General features: G+C 65.8%; 7 protein-coding genes. 2 read left to right on the top strand and 5 right to left on the bottom strand.

All coding sequences use genetic code 11. The features are described 5' to 3' along the window. The 3 genes from EOA29_RS21675 to EOA29_RS21665 form a co-directional block, all read right to left on the bottom strand. On the bottom strand, positions 1-528 hold a 528-nt coding region (locus tag EOA29_RS21675; RefSeq protein WP_145969733.1), incomplete at its 3' end, for a DUF1194 domain-containing protein. A 52-nt stretch (positions 529-580) separates the two neighbouring features. Beyond that, positions 581-2,404, bottom strand: a complete 1,824-nt coding sequence (locus tag EOA29_RS21670) for an ABC transporter ATP-binding protein/permease (RefSeq protein WP_126091678.1) — start codon at positions 2,402-2,404, stop codon at positions 581-583. Between the two features lie 107 nt (positions 2,405-2,511). Continuing rightward, a complete protein-coding gene (locus EOA29_RS21665; RefSeq protein ID WP_126091677.1) occupies positions 2,512-3,291 on the bottom strand; it encodes a methyltransferase domain-containing protein in 780 nt (259 codons plus the stop codon). 99 nt (positions 3,292-3,390) lie between these two features. On the opposite strand from EOA29_RS21665, the gene gloB reads away from it, so the two are divergent. Both gloB and EOA29_RS21655 read left to right on the top strand, forming a co-directional pair. After that, the gene (gene gloB / locus EOA29_RS21660; RefSeq protein WP_126091676.1) at positions 3,391-4,158 is read left to right on the top strand and encodes a hydroxyacylglutathione hydrolase; all 768 of its coding nucleotides are present in this window, start codon (positions 3,391-3,393) and stop codon (positions 4,156-4,158) included. Between the two features lie 67 nt (positions 4,159-4,225). Beyond that, entirely contained in the window at positions 4,226-4,657 is a 432-nt protein-coding gene (locus EOA29_RS21655) for a cupin domain-containing protein (protein ID WP_126091675.1), read from the top strand. Here EOA29_RS21655 and EOA29_RS21650 read toward each other — a convergent pair. After that, a complete protein-coding gene (locus tag EOA29_RS21650; RefSeq protein WP_127221466.1) occupies positions 4,654-5,325 on the bottom strand; it encodes a lysoplasmalogenase in 672 nt (223 codons plus the stop codon). The two genes, EOA29_RS21655 and EOA29_RS21650, sit on opposite strands and share 4 nt — an antisense overlap. Then, a partial coding sequence (locus EOA29_RS21645; RefSeq protein WP_145969732.1) for an EamA family transporter occupies positions 5,322-6,161 on the bottom strand: 840 nt, incomplete at its 5' end. The genes EOA29_RS21650 and EOA29_RS21645, both read right to left, overlap by 4 nt.

Genomic DNA, 6,161 nt, shown 5'->3' with positions numbered 1-6,161 from the left:
GCCGTTAATGATCATGCCCTTGGCTAAAGCGGCATCGCGAGTCACAGCGACGGGCAGCCCGGCATTGTTGGGCCCGTCCCCCGATATGTCGATGACCCGGCGCGGCGCCGAAAAGCCGTTTTTCTCCAAAAGCCCGGCGCCGAAGCCGAGAGCACCCGAGATTGAGGTGCCGCGAAAGCTCCGGAACGGCCGGCCCGCGATCTTGTCGGCAAAGGCGTTGGCGCTGTCTGCGCCGTCAATGATCTGCCAGGCGATCACGCCGTCGTCGCGTACGACGCCCGCCCATTCGAAATAGGCGAGCGCGACGCGACCGCTTTGCCCCGAACGCACCGCGTTGATGAAGTCGGGATGGCGCAGCGCCTCGACATAGCCGGCGCGCTGCAAGGCGAACTCGCCTTCGTCCATCGATTGCGAGATATCGACAGCCAGCACGAGCTCGACATCGACCGGGGCGCCGTCGTCAATCGCGGGCATTGGCGCAGCCTCGGCGCAGGCAAGGCAGGCAAGCAGGCTGAGCAGCTTCGGCATGGCGAGCTCCGACCACACCGGGATTCTTCCCCGCGATCGCGGCGAAATAAAGCTATTTTTTGCGATGGGCGGCAACTGGTGGAGGTTCGATCGCCCCGGCGCGCAGGCGGGCCGGCTTCAGCGCCGATCCGCCGCTGTCCTTGATGATAGTGAGCGCCCGCGGGAAGAACTGGATGTTGTGCAGACCGCGCCCGATATTGAGGATGGCGGCATCCGGCAGCCGGGCCTGCAGCATCGCCAGCACGCGTCGTAACGTGGCGCCGTCGAACGTATCCAGCGCTTCGTCGATGATCACCCATTTCGGCTTCCTCAGCGCGAGCCGGGCAAAGGCGAGCAGCCGCTGTTCGTCGTCGGCCAGTTCATGCTCCCAGCGCGCCGAACGGTCGAGCTGGGACGACAGGCGCTCCAGGCCGACTTCGCCGAGCACCGCCGATATCTCGGCATCGTCGACGTTGACGCCTTCGGCATGGTTGAGCACATCGCGCAGCGTGCCGAGCGGGAAATAGGGCGTGCGCGGCACGAAGAACGGCGTCTCCCCGGCCGGCATGCCGATGCGGCCGCATCCCCAAGGCCAGAGGCCGGCGATGGCGCGGAAGAACAGCGTCTTGCCGGCGCGCGGATCGCCGGTGATCATGACGCGCTCTCCGGCCTTTATCTCGACGGCCGTTTCGGCAAGCCTGGTGCAGCCGTCGGGCGACGCGACTTCGAGTTTGTCGAATGTCAGCGTGCCATTCGCGTTCTCGCCCAACTCGATACAGCTTTCCTTGGCATGCAGGATATCGGTTTCGCCAAGCGCGATGCGGAAGTCGGCGACGCGCATCAGCGTTGCCCGCCAGTCGGCGATGGCGCCGATGTTGTTGATGAACCAGCGCAGCGAGGAATTCACCTGGTTGAAGGCGCCGACCGCCATCATCAATCCGCCGAAGCTGATGTCGCCCGCGAAATAGACCGGCGCCGCGACAAGGATCGGCGCCACCACGGTGATCCAGCCATAGGCATCGGTGACCCAGGACAGGTTGATCTGGGCGCTGTAGATGCGCCGCATGGCGCCGAGCACGGTGCCGAGATCGAGCTCGAGCTGCCGCCTGGCATCCGCCTCGCCATGGGCGAGCGCGATGGCGTCGACATTCTCGTTGACGCGAACCACGGAGGAGCGCAGCTCCGCCTCGCGCGTGTAGCGATCGCTGTTGAAGCGGATCAGCGGCCTGCCCACCAGCCAGCTCAGCCAGGAGGCGATGCCGGCATAGAGGATCGCCGCCCAGACCATGTAGCCGGGTATCGCCAGCGAATGGCCGCCGACATGGAAGACGAAGCCGGAGGAAAGTTCCCACAGCACGCCGATGAAGGACACAAGCAGGATAAAGGATTGCAGCAGGCCGACCCCGAGATCGGTCGAAAGGTCGGAGAGATGCCCGGCGTCCTGCTGCATGCGCTGGTCGGGATTGACGCTGATGGCGCCCGCATGGGTGAGCCGGAAGGCGCGCGCCGGCCGCATCCATTCATCGATCAGGTCCAGCGTCAGCGCTTCGCGCAGCCTCAGCCGGATCGTCTGGTTGAGCCAGGTCTGGCCGACATTGAGCACCAGCAGGCTGCTGGCAATTCCGGCAAAGACCATCAGCTGGTGCAGGAAACCCGGCAGGTCGCGCCGCGCCAGGGCGTCGAAGAAAGGCTGGTTCCAGCGGTTGAGCAGGACCTGCCCGATCGAGGTCGCGACGACGACGCCGACAATGCCGATCGAGACCCACAGGAGTTGCCTGCGCACCGGCGACGTCTTCAGCGCCTGCCTGATCGTCGCCACCTGGTCGGAGAGGCTGCTGGTCTCGACCGAGAACGCGGCCAGTCCGGTGCCCTGCTTGTCATCCGTTTGGTAGTCCATATGCGAAATCCCTGCTTCCGGGAATGGTCATCAGCAACGATGCCGCGCCCCGAGCCCGTCCTTGAGATAGGGTGATGATGACCATGCGATGCAAGGCGTAGCCCCGATCACGAACGCGTCACTCGCCTCGGCGGCACCGGATCGGCAGCCCGGCGCCCGAGCGTCGTCGCGCCCTGCGGCGAGAAGACCGGGACGAAAACGCGACGCGAGGCGCGTTGCGCGACAGGGACGCCCTGGTAGAGCCGCTTCTGCGCTTCGACGACGATGACGCCGGAAAAGATCGGCCAGAATCGCCGGCCGGCGCGCTCCAGCACATTGTGGAACCGCATCATGAAGCGCCGCGGCGACGGCGGGAAGAACAGCGCGTCGGACCATGCGGCGGGCGTGAAATTCGCCTCGCGCAGCAATTCGGTGAGCTGGCCGCGCGAGAACGGCCGGCCGTTGCCGAAGGGCGTGTGCTCGAAGCGCGCCCAGACGCCGCGCCGATTGGGCACGACGATGACGACTCTGCCCGCGGGCGACAGCACGCGCCAAATCTCGTTCAGCGTCTCGCGCGGATTCTCGACGTGTTCCAGCGAGTGGACGAGCAGCATGCGGTCGATGCAGGAATCGACCAGCGGCAGCTCTTCGTCGAAGACGAGCGCGGTCGCCGTCGGTCCGGTCGCCGGCCAGACCACAGCCCCTTGCGTCGCCGGCATGAAGGCGAAGACGCGCTCGGCATCGGTGCCGAACCGCTCCAGCCAGGGCAGCGTGTAGCCCAGGCCGACCAGGCGTTCGTTCGGAACGGTCGCCCATATCGACGACAACGCCATGGTGATCGCGCGCTCGGCCAGGCGGCCAAGCGTGGTCGAATAGAAGGAGCGGAGGTCGACGATATCCGAATGCATCCGCCGGACGGTAGCCGCGATAAATGCCGAGTTCAACAAAGGCGGATGACATCGACGGTCGCCCGCCCTATGTCTGCGGCAACAATGGAGAGCGACGAGATGCCGGTCGAAATCGAACAGTTCATGTGCCGCACCGATAATTTCGGCGTGCTGGTGCACGACCCCGAAAGCGGCCAGACGGCGATCATCGACGCTCCGGAAGAAGCCCCGATCCTGGCAGCGATCAAGCGCACTGGCTGGACGCCGACGATGATCCTGACCACGCATCATCATGGCGACCATGTCGAGGCCAATCTGGCCCTGAAGGAGCGCTTCAAGCTCACCATCGTCGGACCGGAGGCGGAAAAGGCCAAGATCCCCGGCATCGACGAGACCGTCAAGCAAGGCTCCGTCATCCGCCTTGGCGAGGAAAGGATCGATGTCATCGAAACCCCCGGCCACACCGCCGGCCATGTCTCCTACCACCTGCCGGCCTCGAAAACGGCCTTCACCGCCGACACGCTGTTCGCGTTGGGCTGTGGCCGGATCTTCGAGTGCAAGCCGCCCGTGATGTACGAATCGCTGAAGAAGCTTGCCGCTCTTCCGGCCGAGACGGTGATCTATTGCGGTCACGAATACACCTTGGCCAACGCCCGCTTCGCGCTGACCGTCGACCCCACGAATTCGGCCTTGAAGGAGCGCGCCGCCAGGATCGAGGCGCTGCGCGCCGGAAACAAACCGACCCTGCCGACGACGATCGGCGAGGAACTGTCGACCAATCCGTTCCTGCGCTGGCACGATCCGGCGATCCGCAAGCATCTCGGCATGCAGCGGGCGAGCGACGTCGAGGTGTTCGCCGAGATCCGCAAACGCAAGGACAATTTCTGATGCGTGTCGTCCAAAAATGTATGGCGGTTTTGGGAGAGCGACATGCATCAAATAAATACTTCCTTGCATGACCAGCGCCGCTGAAATCATCGCAACGCTGGGTCTCCAGCCGCATCCCGAAGGCGGCTGGTATGCCGAGACTTTTCGCGATGGCTCGGGAGGCAGCCGGGGCCATTCGACCGCGATTTATTTCCTTTTGGAGCAGGGCCAGCTTTCGGCCTGGCACCGGGTGAAGGACGCGGCGGAGGTCTGGCACTTCTACGCCGGCGCGCCCTTGGCGCTCGCCATGCACGAGGAAGGCTCCGGCGCCGTCATCGAACAGGTGCTGGGCGCAGCACTTGCCGCGGGCGAGCGGCCGCAGATCGTCGTGCCGGCCGGCTGGTGGCAGTCGGCGCGCAGCCTCGGCGAATGGACGCTGGTCGGCTGCACGGTGGCGCCGGGCTTCGATTTCGCCGCCTTCGAGCTGGCCGAGCCGGGCTGGCAGCCGAAAACCGCTTAACTCAGCAAGAAACCGAGGGTGATTGCCAACTGCGCCGCGTAGTACAGCACCCAGACCGCGTAGCGCATCCAGACGCGATGCGGCGAGATCGCGGCAAGCAGGAAGCGCTCCGCCGCCAGCAGCCCGTCCGAGGCCATGAACAGCACCGCGCCGGCGATGACCCAAGCGTAGAAGGTGGTGAGCGCCGAGATGCCCATGGCGAGGATCGCGGCGACATAGACGGCGATCGGGATACGCAGGGATGGGCCGACGCGACGCCACAGCGCGGCGAGCATCAGGACAACGAACACAGCCATCGCCAGCGCGACCGCGCCGCGCCACGGTTCGGCGGCGAGCAGCCCGATCCCGCCACCCACCTCCAGGAACAGGGCGATATAGGCGACATGCGCGACGAGGAAGCTCGCCAACCCGCCAAGGAAGGCCTTTTCGCCGTCGCGCGACAGGAACGCGTCGCCGGCGGCGCTGAGCGCCAGCGCCGCGACGAGCAGCAGCGGACCGCCCTGCATGACGGCGAGCGCCGCCAGCAAGGCGACGGCCAGCGTCTTCGCGGCGGAACGGGCAAGGCGCGGCGTCAGTTCGAGCGCAAGGGCATAGATCGCAGCCGCGGCGATCGAGAACAAAAGCGTCGCGTTCGGGTTGGCGTCGATGCCGCCCGCAAACGGCATCATGCGCCAGCTCCGCCGGTCGCCGGCTTGCGCAGCAAGAAGGACTTGGCGGCAAGCGCCGCTCCGCCGGTGATGAGCACGCAGGCCGCGAGGATGCGCAGCGACGGCTCGGCGACACCTGCCGCAATCAGCACCAGCGTCGACAAGAGCGGCGCGGCGTAGCTTGCCGCCCCCAGCACCTGGATGTTGCCGCGCTTGACGCCGATATCCCAGGCATAAAAGGCGGCTCCCACCGGCATCAGACCGAGCCCGACGACCGCCAGCCACTGCCCTGGACCCTCGGGCAGCACGGTTTTTTCGAGCAACAGATGGCAGACGAGCGAAAGCGCCGACGTGGCGGCACAGAACCATGTGACGATCGAGGTCGGCACCGACGGGAACCGCCGCGACAGGAGCGAATAGGACGACCAGACAAGCGCGCAGACGCCCGCCATCGCATAGCCGAAGGCGTAGCGTGCGTCGAAGGCTAGTCCGCCGCCCTTGGTGACGATCAGGAAGGTACCGGCAAGCCCCAGCAGCGCGCCGACGACATGGTTCCAGGCCAACCTTTCGCCCGGCATCAGCGCCGAGCCGAGCACGATGAAGAGCGGCCACAGATAAGCGATCAGGCTCGCCTCGACGGCAGGCGCATTGCGCAGCGCCGTGAAGTAGAAGAAGTGGTAGCCGAACAGGCCGGCAATCCCGATCAGCCACACTTGCGGCGGTATTTTCCGGCGCTTGTCGGGAGCTGGCATCACCAGCCTTGCAACAAGCCCGACACAAGTGCCGATGGCGAAGGTGATGGCGGACAAAAGGAACGGCGGCACCTGCCCGGAGGCGTCGGTGAGCAGCGCGAGCAG

Source organism: Mesorhizobium sp. M1E.F.Ca.ET.063.01.1.1, from assembly GCF_003998155.1.
In the GTDB taxonomy this organism is placed as follows: domain Bacteria; phylum Pseudomonadota; class Alphaproteobacteria; order Rhizobiales; family Rhizobiaceae; genus Mesorhizobium.
The sequence above is the reverse complement of the archived record's forward strand: the minus strand, read 5'-3'. Positions and strand labels throughout refer to the sequence as shown.